The organism is Nocardioides lacusdianchii, from assembly GCF_020102855.1.
GTDB classification, from domain to species: domain Bacteria; phylum Actinomycetota; class Actinomycetes; order Propionibacteriales; family Nocardioidaceae; genus Nocardioides; species Nocardioides lacusdianchii.
On record NZ_JADHZD010000012.1, the window covers coordinates 51,308 to 65,922 of the forward strand.

15 protein-coding genes are annotated in these 14,615 nt (G+C 72.6%); 8 read left to right on the forward strand and 7 right to left on the reverse strand.

Going from position 1 to position 14,615, the window contains the following annotated elements:
• The first annotated feature begins 3 nt into the window (after positions 1–3).
• From IRX98_RS16390 to ctlX, 5 genes are read left to right on the forward strand one after another with little or no spacing between them, the layout of a single operon-like run.
• Positions 4–534, forward strand: a complete 531-nt coding sequence (locus IRX98_RS16390) for a thermonuclease family protein (protein WP_224278590.1) — start codon at positions 4–6, stop codon at positions 532–534.
• A 43-nt stretch (positions 535–577) separates the two neighbouring features.
• Positions 578–781: a hypothetical protein gene (locus tag IRX98_RS16395; protein ID WP_207084917.1), complete on the forward strand. Its 204-nt coding sequence runs from the start codon at positions 578–580 to the stop codon at positions 779–781.
• 10 nt (positions 782–791) lie between these two features.
• Positions 792–1,889 carry a threonine aldolase family protein gene (locus tag IRX98_RS16400; protein WP_224278592.1) on the forward strand — a complete coding sequence of 366 codons (1,098 nt, stop codon included), beginning with the start codon at positions 792–794 and terminating at the stop codon, positions 1,887–1,889.
• Between the two features lie 20 nt (positions 1,890–1,909).
• Positions 1,910–4,243 carry a coiled-coil domain-containing protein gene (locus IRX98_RS16405; protein ID WP_224278594.1) on the forward strand — a complete coding sequence of 778 codons (2,334 nt, stop codon included), beginning with the start codon at positions 1,910–1,912 and terminating at the stop codon, positions 4,241–4,243.
• 31 nt (positions 4,244–4,274) lie between these two features.
• The gene (gene ctlX, locus IRX98_RS16410) at positions 4,275–5,306 is read left to right on the forward strand and encodes a citrulline utilization hydrolase CtlX (protein ID WP_224278596.1); all 1,032 of its coding nucleotides are present in this window, start codon (positions 4,275–4,277) and stop codon (positions 5,304–5,306) included.
• A 27-nt stretch (positions 5,307–5,333) separates the two neighbouring features.
• Here the strand turns inward: ctlX and IRX98_RS16415 are convergent, their stop codons facing one another.
• The 5 genes from IRX98_RS16415 to IRX98_RS16435 form a co-directional block, all read right to left on the reverse strand.
• Positions 5,334–6,116, reverse strand: coding sequence for a ceramidase domain-containing protein (locus IRX98_RS16415; RefSeq protein WP_224278598.1), 783 nt, complete (start codon positions 6,114–6,116; stop codon positions 5,334–5,336).
• 19 nt (positions 6,117–6,135) lie between these two features.
• Positions 6,136–8,145, reverse strand: a complete 2,010-nt coding sequence (locus IRX98_RS16420) for a PhoX family protein (RefSeq protein ID WP_224278600.1) — start codon at positions 8,143–8,145, stop codon at positions 6,136–6,138.
• 141 nt (positions 8,146–8,286) lie between these two features.
• Positions 8,287–9,573 (reverse strand): endonuclease/exonuclease/phosphatase family protein, encoded by a 1,287-nt coding sequence (locus tag IRX98_RS16425; RefSeq protein ID WP_224278602.1) that lies wholly within the window; start codon positions 9,571–9,573, stop codon positions 8,287–8,289.
• A gap of 101 nt (positions 9,574–9,674) precedes the next feature.
• On the reverse strand, positions 9,675–10,010 hold the full coding sequence (locus tag IRX98_RS16430; protein WP_224278604.1) for a hypothetical protein: 336 nt from the start codon (positions 10,008–10,010) through the stop codon (positions 9,675–9,677).
• Between the two features lie 166 nt (positions 10,011–10,176).
• A complete protein-coding gene (locus IRX98_RS16435; protein WP_224278607.1) occupies positions 10,177–10,629 on the reverse strand; it encodes an adenylyltransferase/cytidyltransferase family protein in 453 nt (150 codons plus the stop codon).
• 205 nt (positions 10,630–10,834) lie between these two features.
• Here IRX98_RS16435 and IRX98_RS16440 point away from each other — a divergent pair, with 205 nt between their 5' ends.
• Positions 10,835–12,295 (forward strand): HNH endonuclease signature motif containing protein, encoded by a 1,461-nt coding sequence (locus tag IRX98_RS16440; protein WP_224278609.1) that lies wholly within the window; start codon positions 10,835–10,837, stop codon positions 12,293–12,295.
• A 78-nt stretch (positions 12,296–12,373) separates the two neighbouring features.
• Here IRX98_RS16440 and IRX98_RS16445 read toward each other — a convergent pair whose 3' ends face one another.
• Both IRX98_RS16445 and IRX98_RS16450 read right to left on the reverse strand, forming a co-directional pair.
• Complete coding sequence (locus IRX98_RS16445; RefSeq protein WP_224278611.1) at positions 12,374–12,751, reverse strand: nuclear transport factor 2 family protein; 378 nt, start codon at positions 12,749–12,751, stop codon at positions 12,374–12,376.
• Positions 12,752–12,763: 12 nt separating this feature from the next.
• Positions 12,764–13,075 (reverse strand): hypothetical protein, encoded by a 312-nt coding sequence (locus IRX98_RS16450; protein ID WP_224278613.1) that lies wholly within the window; start codon positions 13,073–13,075, stop codon positions 12,764–12,766.
• Between the two features lie 179 nt (positions 13,076–13,254).
• Between IRX98_RS16450 and IRX98_RS16455 the strand changes: the two genes are divergently transcribed.
• A complete protein-coding gene (locus IRX98_RS16455) occupies positions 13,255–13,869 on the forward strand; it encodes a DUF6198 family protein (RefSeq protein WP_224278615.1) in 615 nt (204 codons plus the stop codon).
• Positions 13,870–13,879: 10 nt separating this feature from the next.
• On the forward strand, positions 13,880–14,539 hold the full coding sequence (locus IRX98_RS16460; protein WP_224278617.1) for a GOLPH3/VPS74 family protein: 660 nt from the start codon (positions 13,880–13,882) through the stop codon (positions 14,537–14,539).
• The last annotated feature ends 76 nt before the right edge of the window (positions 14,540–14,615 follow it).

Below are 14,615 nucleotides of genomic sequence, written 5' to 3' on the forward strand. Positions count from 1 at the left end.
GCCGTGCGCCGCCTCGCCCTGCTCCTCCTCACCGCAGCAGTGCTGCTCGCACTGCCGAAGATGGTGGGAACCGCTGGGTTGCCCGCGCGGGTGACCGACCTGCTCGGCGCGGAGCAGGCGCAGCGCGACCGGGCGGTCGTCGTACGTGTCACCGACGGCGACACCCTCGAGGTGCGGCTGCCCAACGGGAGCGAGAAGGACGTTCGCATCCTCGGCATCGACACCCCGGAGGTCTATCCCCAGCTCGAGTGTGGTGGCCAGGAGGCGACCGCGGCGATGGCTCGACTCGCCCCCGTGGGCTCGGAGGTCGTGCTCGTGTCGGACCCGACCCAGGGCAATCGCGACCGCTACGGCAGGTTGCTGCGCTACGTGCACTCGTCCGGTGACGACCTCGGTCTCGCGCAGCTGAGGTCCGGTCGCGCGCAGGTCTACATCTTCCGCGACGACCCGCTGCAGCGCGCAGGGGACTACCGGGCGGCCGAGCGGCGGGCCCGGAAGGCCGACCGCGGCTCCTGGGCAGCCTGCTGGCGCTGAGTGCGGGTGACCGGACCGTGCCGCGACATGGCAGGATCGTGGCATGGCTTCATGGGCGCACCTCGAGATCACTGTCGACGACCAGGGCAACGTGGAGGTCGGTGGCTACAACGCCGACCCCGAGGCGCTCGTCGCCGACACCGAGTCGTGGGAGGACCTGCTGACCTCCCTCGGCGTCAACGGCTGGGAGCTGGTGCAGGTGATCCCCGGCGTCGAGACGACGTACTGGTTCAAGCGCCAGTCCTGATCGGACGGTCGTGAGCGACCTCGCGACCCGGTTCCGCGCCGCCTCGGCCACCGCGGAGACGATCTTCTGGCGCCCGCCCTCCACCCCGGCGGCGGTGTTCGCCGAGCTGGCGGCGTACGCCGACGAGCACGGGGTCGAGTGGGACCGCTACGGCGAGCGCGGCGCGGTCGCGCAGCTCGAGGCGGAGGTCGCCGGGCTGCTCGGCAAGCCCGCCGCGGTGATGTTCCCCAGCGGCGTGATGGCCCAGCAGGCCACGCTGCGCGCGTGGTGCGACCGGTCCGGTTCGCGCCGCGTCGCGCTGCCCGACCTCTCCCACCTCGTCCACCACGAGCAGGACGGCCCTCGCCGGGTGCTCGGCCTGGAGCTCGAGTGGCTCACCACCGGACGTGAGACGCCCACCGCAGAGTCGCTCGCGCGGGTCGGCGGCCGCCTCGGTGCGGCGATGGTCGAGCTGCCGCTGCGTGACGCCGGGTGCCTGCTGCCGACGTGGGACGAGTTGGTCGCCCTGTCGACCGCGGCGCGCGAGCGCGGCGTGCCCCTCCACGCGGACGGCGCGCGGATCTGGGAGTCGGTGCCGCACTGGGACCGCACCCTGGCCGAGGTGGGCGACCTCTTCGACTCGGTCTACGTCTCGCTCTACAAGGGCCTGGGCGCCTCGAGCGGCGCGCTGGTGGTGTGCCCGGAGGACCTCGCCGGCGAGCTGCGCTCGTGGCGCCAGCGGATGGGTGGCACCCTCTTCTCGATGACCACCGCCGCGGTCGGCGGGCTGATGGGCCTGCGGGACCTGTCGAGGTTCGGCGACCACCGCGCCTGGGCGATCGCGCTGGCCGCGGCGCTGCGTGACCAGGGCTTCGCGACCTTCCCCGAGGAGCCGCACATCGCGACCTTCCTGGCCTACGCCCCCGGCACGCCCGACGAGGTCAACGAGCGCGTCGTCGCCTTCGCCGAGGAGCGCGGCATCGTGCCGTGCGGGCTGTGGCGGGCGGCCGACGTCCCGGGCTGGGTCGAGACCGAGCTGACCTGCTACGAATCCGCGATCACCCGCGACCCGGTCGAGGTGGCTGGTTTGATGGCCGCGGCAGTCGGGGAGAGTCGCCCCGGCACGTAGCCGAGCGCGGGAGGATCGCCATGCGGGCAGAGGCAGGGACGACCCTGGGCAGTTGCGTACGACGGGGCGCCGCGCTGGCGCTGCTGGCGTGCGGGACGGCCCTCGCCGTGACGACGCCGGCCCACGCCGCCGGTGAGCTGTGCGACAGCGGTGTTGTGTTCGACGGGGCCGACGTGCTGGACGACCGGGCCGTCTCGCGCGCGGCCAGGTCCTCGTACGACGATCGGGTGACGGTGAAGGTGATCGCCTGGGAGCAGACCCCCGGCGGCGGCACCCTCTACGACGCCCTCGTCGACGCCCGCGCGCAATGCGCGGGATGGGGCTTCACCGGCGGGGGACGGCGCTCGCTGCTGGTGCTCGGCGTCTCGACCGGCGGCCGTGAGCTGGGCACGCACTACGACGGCTGGGCCTTCGACCGCTTCGACTCCTCGCGCGACGACGTCGAGCTGGGCGCCATGGGGCCGGCCTTCGGCAACGGCCAGTGGACCGACGGGATGGTCGAGGGCCTGCGGGGCTACGCAGAGGCGTACGCCGCCTCGAACCCGACGCGCGGCCCCGAGCCGTACGTCCCGGAGATCGACGACTTCTCCGACGACTTCTCCTCCGACGGTGGCGGGTCGGCCCCGTCCCCGTGGCTCCTGGGCGTTCCGGTGGGCCTGGCCGCCGTCGGGGGCGGTGGCTACGGCGCGGTCCGGCTGCGACGACGGCTCAAGGCCCGGGCCGCCGCCCGCGCCTCGCTCGCCCACGGGGTGTCCGCGATGGCGCAGGCGTGGTTCGAGCTCGACGAGAGCAACGAGCTGATCGACGCACGGGTCGGGGCGCTGCCGCCGGTCAGCGACTCGGTCGCCGACGGGATCCGGACCGCCCACGCCGACGCCGTGGCCACGCGGGACGCTGCGACCGCGACCTACCTGCGCCTCTCCGAGGTGCACACCGAGGCCGCCGTGGCGGAGATGGACACCGAGGAAGCCGCGCAGGCCGGCCACGAGGTCGAGGCCGCCACCCGCGAGCTGCGCGACGCGCAAGCCGCCATGGCTGTCATCGAGCAGCGGCTCTCGGCCTACGACACGCTCCGCGAGGAGCTCCCGGCGCGGATCGAGGCGCTGCGGACGGGGGCCGCCGAGGTCACCGCGCTCCTCGCCTCGCGGCAGGTCGAGGGCTACCGCACGACCGACAACGACGCCGCCCCCGCCGCCGCCCAGCAGGCCGCCACCGATGCTGCCGCGCTTGCCGGGGAGCAGCGCCACGGCGACGCCGCTGCGGTCCTCGAGCGGGCGCAGGCCGACCTCGCCTCCCACCGCACGTGGCTCAGCGAGCTCGCCGACTTCCGGGCGGCGCTGCTGCGCGACACCGCGGCGCTCCACACCCGTACGACCGAGCTCGACGCCGCGATCGCCGACGCCTACGTCACCACCGAGGCCCTCGAGCGCGACCAGGACCCCAGCTGCGTCGAGGGCGTGCGCGCCACGGTCGACGAGGCGTCCGCGGCGCGCAAGGCGCTCGACGGGGCCCTGCGGACCATCGAGCAGCACACCTCGATGGCCGACCAGCAGTTCGCCCGGGCGCGCGAGGAGCTCACCGCGGCGCAGGACTCCGCGGACGCCGTCGCGGTGGGCGCCGCACACCCTGCGCTGCGGGTGGAGCAGCTGCGGGCGCTCGCGGTCGACGTACCCCAGCGCGTCGAGCGGGCCGTCGTGGAGGCCGACGCGATCCAGGGTCAGGTCAGCACCCACCCGGCGGCGATGACCTTCCTGGCGGAGGTCCCCGACGTGTCGGGGTTCCGCTCGGCAGCGGTCGGGGTTGGTGACGCGGCCGGGCTCGCGAAGCCGGCGTGGCTGCGCCTCGACGCCCAGCTGGAGGAGGCCGAGGCGGGCCTGACCCGCGCCCGCGCCGTGGTGGACAAGGCCATCGCCGACCACGAGGCCTCCCAGCGCGCGCTCGACGCCGCAGCGTCCGCGATCGCCGCGGCCCGCGACCAGGTCGTCCACGGGGACGTCTCCGGCGCCGCTCGCGAGCTGCTCGACGACGCGAGGGAGCAGCTCGGCCTCGCCGAGTCCGAGACCGGGTCCCTGGCAGCCATCACGGCCGGCGCCGAGAGCGCGAAGGACACCGCCAACGCGGCCGCCGCGCGCGCCCGTCAGGACCGTCGTGACGCCGAGCAGCGTCGGGAGGCCGCCCGCCGCGCGGAGGCAGCACGCCGTCGCAGCTCGAGCGGCGGCGGTGGCTTCGGCGGGGGCGGAGGCGGCTTCGGGGGCGGAGGCGGGTCCCGCAGCAGCGGCGGCGGAGGCTCGCGCAGCTTCGGCGGTGGCGGCGGCTCCCGTGGCGGCGGCGGTGGCGGGTCCCGCGGGTTCTGACGCGCGGCGCCGTGTGCCCTAGATTCCTCCCGTGAGTGCCCAGGCCCCTTCCGCTGTCATCCTGATCCGCGCGACCAGGTTCGTCCCCAACCCGGCGACCGCGGCCGACAACGCCTTCCAGGCCGACGCCCCGGCCGGCCAGACCGAGGAGGCGACCTCCGCAGGCGCGCTGGCCGAGATGGACGCCCTCGCCGAGGCCCTGCGCGCGGTCGGCGTACGGGTCCACGTCTTCGACGACGACGACCACACCCGCCCCGACAGCGTCTTCCCCAACAACTGGCTGTCCACGCACGCCGGCGGGACCGTCGCGGTCTACCCGATGTACGCCTCGAACCGCCGCCACGAGCGTCGCAGCGACGTGCTGGAGATGCTCAAGTCGGAGTACCGCGTCCAGGCGATCGTCGACTACTCCGGCCTCGAGCCGGACGGCATCTTCCTCGAGGGCACCGGCGCGATGGTGCTCGACCACGTCTCCCGCGTCGCCTACGCCGCCCGCAGCTACCGCGCCGACGTCGCGGTGCTGGAGCGCTTCTGCACCGACTTCAACTACGAGCCGATGGCCTTCGACGCGGTCGACTCCGACGGCGTGCCGGTCTACCACACCAACGTGATCGCCTGCGTCGGCACGCACGTCGCCCTCTTCGCGCTCGACATGATCCCCGACGAGCACCGCCGCCAGCAGGTGCGCGAGCGGCTCGCCGTCACCGGCCGCACCATCGTCGAGCTGACGGAGGAGCAGATCCGCGAGTTCGCCGGCAACGCCGTGGAGCTGTGCGGGCGTACGCCGGACGGCAAGCGCCGCTACGTGATGGCGATGTCGGCGCGGGCCAAGCGCTCGCTCCGTCCCGACCAGGTCGCCGCGATCGAAGAGTCGTGCGAGATCGTGGCGGTCGACATCCCCACCATCGAGCTCGCCGGTGGCTCCGTGCGCTGCATGATCGCCGGGGTGCACCTCGACCACCGCCGCCCGCTGGCCGAGGCCGAGCTCACCGAGGCGGTCGCCGCCATCAACGAGGACAACCCGGTCACCCCGGACGGGCGCTTCGTCGACGGCAACGCCTGAGCCGACGTCCGCGCGCCGGGTGGTGCGTCAGGTGGCGCGCAGCTCGGAGGCGTGGAGCCGGTAGAGCCAGTACGCCGCGACCGCGCAGAGCAGGTGCCACGCGGCGTGACCCTGCAGCAGCGAGTCCGGGTCGCACCAGCCGTTGTTGCTGAGCAGCCAGATCGTGAACGCGACGACCATCGAGGCCACCGCCACGACGCCGTGGCGGAAGACGCGGCTGGTCTCGCCGCGGCGCCACAGCGCGGTCTCCAGCAACACGGCGCCGAGGAGCAGCACGCCGAAGGCGAGGTTGCCGGAGTAGTTGACGACCGGGACCGGGTCGGGCCACAGCCCGATGAGCTCGCACGCGGCCACGCAGGCGACGTACGCCGCCACGAAGCCGCCGGTCCCGCGCCGGGTCCACCGGGCCCAGGCCCAGGCAGCGGCGAAGCCGGCGACGAGGTACATGCTCAGCATGTCGAGGTGGCCGCCCCACGCGCTCTGCGTGGCGTGCATCGCTGCGGAGCCCGGTCCCAGCAGCACGACGATGCACGCGAAGAGCGTCGCGACGCCCGCCGACATCACCGGCCGGGCGTGGGGCCCGTGATGTCGACGGTGCTGGGCGTGGTGGGCGACGAGGAGCCCGGCGACGACGAAGCCGATGTTGGACAGCGTGTTGGCCGGTTGGGCGATCGCACCGGGTCGTGCCCGCTCGCAGAAGTTGGCGCCCCGCCCGACGTCGGGACCGAGCCAGCCCTGCGCGACCGCCAGCGCGAGGAGCGCCGTCGACCCGGCCGCGACCGCGACGGTGGTGGGGACGGGTCGCGGCACGGGTCGATCGTAGGGCTCCTCAGGCGCGCGTCACCTGGACCACGCTCGGGCGCGGACCGGCGAACGACCCCGCACCGGCGGGCGAGCCGGCCGGCACGTAGTCGGGGAATCGCGACTGCGGGGCGGCGAAGGTGCCGTCCTCGCCGGGGTGCTGGACGGCGACGAACACCGAACCCTCGAGGTCACGGATGACCGGACCGCAGGTCTCTGCTCCCGCCGGCACGGCGAGGAACTGCTGCACCCGGCCGCGCTCCGGGCCGTCGACGGGCACCTTGAAGAGGCCGTCGTTGAGCGCGATGGCAGCGGGCTGGCCGTCGGTGGAGACCCACAGGTTGCCGACGCTGTCGAAGGCGACGTTGTCGGGGCAGGAGATCGGGGAGACGGGCCCGGTCCAGCCGCCGAAGTAGCGCCCGGCCGACGCCGCGTCCCCGCAGATCAGGATCAGGTTCCAGCTGAACGTGTCGAGCGTGTGGTCGCCGTTGGTCGGGACCATCTCGACGACGTGGCCGTCCTTGTTGGCGGGACGCGGGTTGGCCTCGTCCACCGCGGTGCGTGCCGTGTTGTTGGTGCACGCGACGTAGATCCGCCCGGTGTGCAGGCTGGGCTCGACGTCCTCGGGACGGTCCATCTTGGTGGGCTGCACGGCGTCGGCCGCGAGCCGCGTGTAGACGAGCACCTGCTCGACGGAGAACCCCGGGACCATCGACTGGCCGTCCTTGGTGAGCGGGATCCACTCGCCCGTGCCGTCGCTGACTCCGTCGCCGAGGCCGTCGCCGGTGAAGCGCGCCACCGACAGGTCGCCCTCGCTCATCAGCGACAAGTTGTGCTTGCGGGCCTTCGGGCTGTTGCCGGGGCGCATCTTGTCGCGGGAGATGAACCGGTAGACGTAGTCGAAGCGCTCGTCGTCTCCCATGTAGGCCACGACGTGCCCGTCGGCGTTGACGATGACGGTGGCGCCCTCGTGCTTGAAGCGACCCATCGCCGTGTGCTTGACCGGCGTCGAGGTGGGGTCGCTCGCGTCCACCTCGATGATCCAGCCGAACCGGTTCGGCTCGTTCTTGTAGTCGGCGGTGGTGGCGTCCCATCGCGGGTCGACCGAGCGCCAGTTGCGTGCGTCGCCGTTCGCGCCCAGGCCGTAGCGGCCCTCCGGCGTGGTCGAGGCGCCACCGGTCGCCTTGAAGTACTGGTTGAAGTTCTCCTCGCCCGACAGGACCGTGCCCCACGGCGTGGTGCCGCCGGCGCAGTTGTTGAGCGTGCCGAGGACCGTGCGGCCGGTCGGGTCGGCCTTGGTCTTCAGCAGGTCGGACCCGGCGGCGGGACCGTCGACGGCGAAGGGGGTGTCCATGGTGATGCGGCGGTTGAGCCGGGCTCCCGGGACGTAGGACCACACGTCGCCGCGCTTGCGGCGGGTCAGCTCGACGACCGACATCCCGTGTGCGGCCATCGCGGTGCGGATGACCGTCTCTGCAGGCGTGCCGAGCGGGAACATGATGTTCTCGTTGGTGTACTCGTGGTTGCACACGAGCAGTGCACTGGTGCCGGAACGACCGGTCTCGATGATGTCGAGGTAGTCGTTGTTGTAGCCGAACTGCTTGGCCTGGGCCTCGGCCGACTGGTTCGCCGGGTCGAAGGCGGGGGCGCCCGGAATGATCGGATCGCCCCAGCGGATGATCGCGTCCCAGCGGTAGCCGACGGGCACCCGCATCGCGTCAAGCGTCCTCGCGGGCGGGTCGATGGGCGTGAAGGGGAGCTTGCGGGGCCGGCCGGAAGCCGTGCTGCCGGCTCCCGGGGAGGCGGCGGTCGGCGTCACGGTCACAGCCGTGAGGGCCGCGGCCGCGACGCCGGTCGCGACGACCGAGCGACGGCTGAGCGCGGTGGCAGCGATGTCGCGGAAGTACGACGTCTCAGTGGTGTTCGGGGCAGGGACCGAGCAGGCGTCGCCGCAGCGGAGGTGGCAGGTGACGGGGCTGCGGTTGCCGTGCGTGCGGCCGACCATCGGGAGCAGGGTGCGGCTCTGGGGAGGAGTCATGGGGGGACTTCCGAGAGGAGGGGTGGGCGGACCCCCCGACTCTCACCGTCCGTGTCGCCGTACGGAGGGCCGGCGGGTGGACGACGGGTGAACGTCACCCGACCCCTCCGCGAAGTCGCCTTCTTCTCGGAGGACGTGTGCTCAGCGCCCGCGTGCTCCGTTGGGCCGCACGTCCACCCAGACCAGGCGGTGGTCGCTGGCGGGGAAGGGGAAGGTGCCGACGAGGCGGAACAGCGGGTCGTCCGACTCGGGCCAGAACACCCCTGCGTCACGCACCTTGGTGGAGCGGTCGGGCAGGACGTAGTCGGCGCGGAGGTTGCCGGGGCCGTTGGGCAGCGCGTCGGCGAAGTCCGCAGTGTCCTGTGCGGCCGGGCCGGTGTGACCGAGGTTGGCGGCGGCGTCGCGGGCGGCCGCCTCGACCGCCCCGGCCGAGGAGGGGTGCGGGTCGCGGACCCGCGGGTGGTCGAGCAGCTGGAGGATCGCGTCGTCGAAGGAGTCGCCGTCGAAGGGGTCGGCGTTCTGGTCGCCGGCGATCACGAAGCGGCTGCCGCGCGGCAGCCCGCCGTAGGTGCCCTCGTCGTCGTAGAGGTAGTCGGCGCGGTCGCTGACGTAGTCGGCCCACAGCCGGATCTCGTCGTGGTTGCGGGTGCCGTTGCGGTCCTCGGCGCCGTCGAAGGTGGGCGGCGTCGGGTGGGAGACGAGGAAGTGGACGGTGCGCCCGCCGACGCGGATCGGCACGTCCCAGTGCGACTTCGACGACAGGCGTACGGCGTCGAGCTCGGCGGGGGAGTACCAGTCCGCGGGCTCGGGCGTGGCCGGGTCGTCAGGCAGGACGGCACCCGGCATGTCCTTCCAGAGGAAGTCCTGGAAGGTGCGCACGTCGTCGGTGGCGATCGGGTGCTTGGAGTAGACGACCATGCCGTACTGGCCGGGGAAGGTGCCGAAGCCGAAGGCGTCGTTGCCGCCACCGACCGTGCCGCTGTTGTCGAGGTCGAGCCCGCTCGGGACGCCCGTGTTGACGGGAGCGACGTAGTAGTAGGGATAGTCGACCGGGGCGGCGCCGTTGTGCCCGACCTCGAGGTAGTTGTCGCGGAACAGCTCCGCGGCGCGGCCGCCCTCGACGTAGTCGAACTCGTTGATCAGCAGCACGTCGGGGTCCGTGCGCTGGATCGTCTCCGCGACGGCCGCCGCCTGGGTGTTGCCGGGCGTGGAGAGGTCGCGCACCAGATCACCCTCGGCGAGCCGGTTGAGCGAGGCGTTGAAGGTCGCGAAGCGCACGTCGGCGGGCTTCGCGTTCCGGCCTGAGTCCGTGCCTGCGCCCGCGTTGGCAGGGGCGGTCAGCAGCGGGGCCGCGAGCCCGGCGACCGCGAGGGCGGCCGCGCCGGCAAGGGCGACGTGGGTGCGGGGGGACGTGGGCCGAGGACGCATGCGAGTACCTTCCGAGGGGGTCCGGCCAACCTACGACGGACCGCCGACACCGCGGAAGGTGGCCCGGCTGCTGTTGGCGCAGGTCTCACCCGGTGTTCACCTCACTCGACCTGCAGGATCACGCAGGCCCTGTCGAGCGAGTTCGCAGTGCAGAGCAGGTGGTCGCCGGTGGGGGCGTCGTCGGGTACGACGACGTTGTCGGGCCCGGTACCGACCACCCCGACGTCGGGCCAGCCCCTCCGCTCGGTGTCGTCGGCACGCCACCACGTGGGTTCGTGGGTGCCGGGCTCGCCCCAGTCAGACGTCAGGTATTGGTTTACGACCCAGTCCTTGCCCGTCCAGCGTGACAATGTGAACGCGACCCCGCGGACACGCTCGGACCCGAAGCGGAGCGCAACGCTCTCGCCCGGTGCGGCCGTGGCTGGAGTGACGGTCATCGTGCCGTCCCAACGAGGTTCAAGGGGTGGCGCAGTTGCGACGGACTCATCGGCTGAGGGGTCGCTCGCCGTTCGGCTGGTGGTTCCGGAGTCGACACAACCGCCGAGGGCGGCAGCAGCCAGGAAGGCGTGCGGGGCGAGGCGCATGTGGGTCGGACGCCAGATCTCAGCCACGGGATCCCTCACTCGACCGCTCGAGGACGCGCTGGATCACCTGCGTGGTGGAGAGGTCGCCGGTGCGCTCGACGAGGACCAGCGTCCCGCGCTCGACAGCAGGACCGTAGATGGACGCTGCGCCGTCGAGGTCGAGGTCGTCGCCATGCACGACGGTCGTGATCGCGTGCTCGTCGAGGAAGCGCTCGTCGACCACGAAGGGTGCGTCCGCGACCACCTCGTCGACGTACCGGCACGACTCGATGACGGCCACCCGCTCGGCCAGGGTCATGACGGGCAGGCGCTTGTAGGCGGCGGTCGTCTCGTCGCCGAGGACGCCGACGACGAGGTGGTCCCCGTGGTTGCGTGCCTCCCGCAGCAGCGCGACGTGACCTGCGTGGAACAGGTCGCCGACCATGTCGACGTAGACGCGTCGTGCCGGGTGATCGGGTGTCTCGGTGCCCATGGTGCTCCTGACGTCTGCCTTGGTGCTGAGGGCTCTGTTGTACGCCTCTCGGCGGTGCATTGCACCCGCGCTGTTCGATGGGCCGAGCCTCCTTCCCCGGTGGTCGAGTAGCCGAGCGAGGGACGAGCGGAGGCGTATCGAGACCCCTCCACAGGACGCCGCCGGCTCGACGCCGTTGTCGGACCGTTCCCCTAGAGTCGAACGCATGATCGAGGCGGCGGAAGCAGGAGGAGAAGCCGGGGCAGACGCCCTCGGCCCCGCAGCCCTGCTCGCCTCGATCCGCTCGGCCCGCAGCGTTGAAGACGCTGCCGCCGCGGAGCAGCTCGACCTCGCCGCCCGCTGGGCCGACCTCCACCCGCCCGAGTCGATCCACAGCGCGGCGTCGTTCACGGTGGCGGGGTGCGAGCGCGAGGAGCCCATCGCCGGACCCGGTACGCCGCTGGTCGCGGAGTTCTGCGTCGCCGAGCTCGGCACCGTCCTCGGCATCAGCTCGGTGTCGGCGAAGAAGCTCGTCGGCCACGCCCTCGAGCTGCGCCACCGCCTGCCGCGGCTTTGGTCCCAGGTCCACGCCGGGCGGGTGCCGGCGTGGCGGGCCCGTGCGGTCGCCGAAGCCACGATCCACTCCACCCCGGCCCTCACTGTTGAGGCGGCGCGGTTCGTGGACGCGCAGGTCGCCGCCGTCGCCGGCAAGATCGGCCCCGCGCAGCTGGACCGCCTCGTGGCGGAGACGATCAAGCGGTTCGACCTCGCCGAGTTGGATCCTGCGGCTGATCCCGAGGACGGGTACCTGCACGTCGACCCGCGCCACGTGACGATCCACGACGAGGACGTGCACTTCGCTGGGACTGTGCGGCTCGAGGCCGAGGTCGACCTCGCGGACGGCCTCGACCTCCACCAGGCCCTCGCTCACGGCGCCGCCCTTCAGAAGGCCCTCGGTTCGCAGGAGTCTCTCGACGCACGGCGGGCCAAGGCGCTCGGTGACCTAGCCCGGACGCAGACCGCGCTCGACCTCGTCCACCGGGGCCAGACCGCCGGCACTGGTGTCGAGGCTCGCTCCGCTCGCACCTCAACCACCGAAGCCGGGCCGGACCTCCCCACCGCCCGCGCGGTCGTGCTCCACGCCCACTTCGACGCCAGCCTCGCCGGCGACACCACCGTCTTCGGGCCCACCGGGCGTCTCGAGGAAGGCCAGCGTCTCCTCCTGCTCGAGCAGCTCAAGTCGTGGTGCGGCGACTCGCGCACCAGGGTCACGGTCAAGCCGGTCATCGACCTCAACCAGGAGAAGGCGGCGCCGGGTTATGAGATCCCGGACCGCATCCGGGAGCACGTGGCCCTCCGCGACCGCACCTGCGTGTTCCCGTTCTGCGGTCGACCGGCGCGGGGGTGCGACGTCGACCACGTCATCGAGTACGACCACGACGCCGAGGCAGAAGGTCGACCCCAGCCCGGACCCACGGAGACCGAGAACCTGGGCGCGTTGTGCCGGTTCCACCACCGGCTCAAGACCCACTCCGCCTGGCGCTACGACATGGTCGCGCCCGGAGTGTTCGAGTGGACCTCGCCTCATGGTCACAGTTACCGCCGCGACCGTGACGGCACCACCGCGCTCGACCCACCCGACCCACTCGACCCCGGTCCACCCCGGATCCCGTCACCGCGAAGATGACCCCGCCCCACACCCCGCCACACACGAGGAGGCGGGGCCACAGGCATGCCCGCGAGCCCATCCGTCGGCGAGACGTGGTCAGCCATCGGGGCGTGGGCCGGCATGGCCGGCGAGGCACAGCCATCCGCCGGCGTTTCGCACCCAGACCTGGGTCATCGGCATCCGGAAGGTCTCGGGCTCGCCGTCAGCAGCCAGCACCACGTCGGCCACTTCCGCGTGCAGCACGGCGGTGTCGCCGACGACCACGACGTGGGGGTCCACGAGGGACTGGGACCGCCACACGGTCGTGCCTCCGGTGTTGCGCGCCACGTACTCAGCCCGGTCGAATATCTGGCCCGTGTGGGTCGTCCAGTGGAAGTCCGGGTGGAGCAGGGCGAGCAGCTCGCCGGCATCGCCGCGGGCGAGAGCAGCGGCCCGTGCCTCGGCGGCGTTGATGACGGCAGCCCGGTCGTCCATGGCGACATGGTGTCACCGGCGACGGGGAAGGGTCTCGATACGCCCGCTCGTCCCTCGCGGGCTACTCGACCAGCGAGCGGGCGCTGGGCTACTCGACCGGCGAAGACGGGTCTTGCGCAGCGGCGGCGGTTCCTCGGGCGGCGTGCAGACCAGGCGGACGTCGTCCAGGTTGCCGATGTCTCCCTCCACCCGGCACCGGCTCTCGCGGCCGTCGACGGTGACCTCGTGCTTCCGGCGGTAGCTCTCGAAGGTGATGTCGGCGGCGTACTTGTCGTTGAGCGCCTGCTCGATGTCGGATTCCGTGTTGAGCGAGGCGACGAACACAGCGAGCCCGCCGAGGCTCAGGAGGACCCAGGCGACGAGGCCTGCGACGACGTACGTGCCTCACCGGGACCTCGGTCGACCGGACGGGGCGGGGGAGGCGTTCACGCGGGCCATCCTGACGGTCGCGACGACCGGCCTCGACGACGGGTCGGTGCGGGCTGCCTGACATGCTGGCGCGCGTGATCCCCAGCCCGCGCCGTACGGCGATGCTCCTGATCGGCTGCGTCGTGCTCGGGACGGGAGTGGCGATGCTGCTGGCCGCGGACCTGGGTTCGGACGGCTACTCCACCCTCGTCAACGGCCTCACGCTCACGAGCGGCGTGGCCTTCTGGATCGTCAACCTCGTCGTGGGTGCGGTCTTCGTGACGATGGCGATGCTGCGCAAGGTCATCCCGGGCATCGGCACGGTCGTGCAGGTCGTCCTGGTCGGGGTGGTGGTCGACGTGGCCCTCGGGTTGATGACGACGCCCGACGCGCTGGTCTGGCGGATCGTGCTGCTGGCGGCCGCCTTCCCGGTGCTCGCGATCGGCATCGCGCTCTACCTCGGCAGCCACACCGGCGCCGGACCCGCCGAGGCCGCGGCCCTGGCCTGGGACCCGCCGGTGGCGTTCAGGTGGACCTACAGCATCGTCCAGGGCGGGGGAGCGATCGGCGGCTGGCTGCTGGGTGCCACCGTCGGCGCGGGCACGCTCGCGGTGATCTTCCTCCTCGGTCCTGCGGTGGACCTGACCGCCCGGATGATGAGGATCGATCTCCACCAGACGACGGATCCGGTGGGCCAGGACGCCGCCTAGCGTGGCAGGCATGTTGATCGCCGAAGAGCTCTTCCTCCTCCTGCGACGCGACGACGGCAAGCCGGAGAGCGCCATGGCCCACCGCGGCTACGGCTTCGCCGCGGCGTTGCTCACCGACCTCGTCGTCGCCGGGCGCGTCACGCTCAGCGACGACAAGGACCCGCGCATGTCGGTCCTGCGAGCAGGTCCGGTCGGGCACCCCGCGCTCGACGCCGCGATGACCCGTCTCGAGGCGCGCGACGGCAAGAAGCTGTCCTCCCTCGTGACGGACGGCAAGCTGGCCCGCGAGGCCGAGCTTGCCGAGGCGCTGCGAGCGGCGGGCGTGATCAGGATCGAGGAGAAGCGCGTCCTGGGGCTGGTGCCCGAGGCCTACCCGGTCGTCGACCCCGAGCCCGAGCGGCGCGTGCGCGAACGGCTGCGCACGGTGCTCCTCGGCGGCACCCCCTCGACGGGCGACGCCGCGCTGCTCGCCATCCTCCAGGGACTCGGCATCGCCCCGAAGGTGCTGGAGGACGAGAAGGGCGTCCTGGTCAAGAAGGAGCTCGCCCAGCGCATCGAGGAGGCGTCCGGCGACGTCGCGACCGGCGACGCGGTGGGCAAGGCGGTTGCGGCGATGAACACCGCCATGATGACCGCGGTCATCCTGCCGATCGTGGTGTCCGGCAGCTAGGCGCCCACCCGTCTCGCAGCCGACGTGGTGGTCCGGACGATGGAGGTGGAGCTCCATCCGGAGACGGATCCGGCGG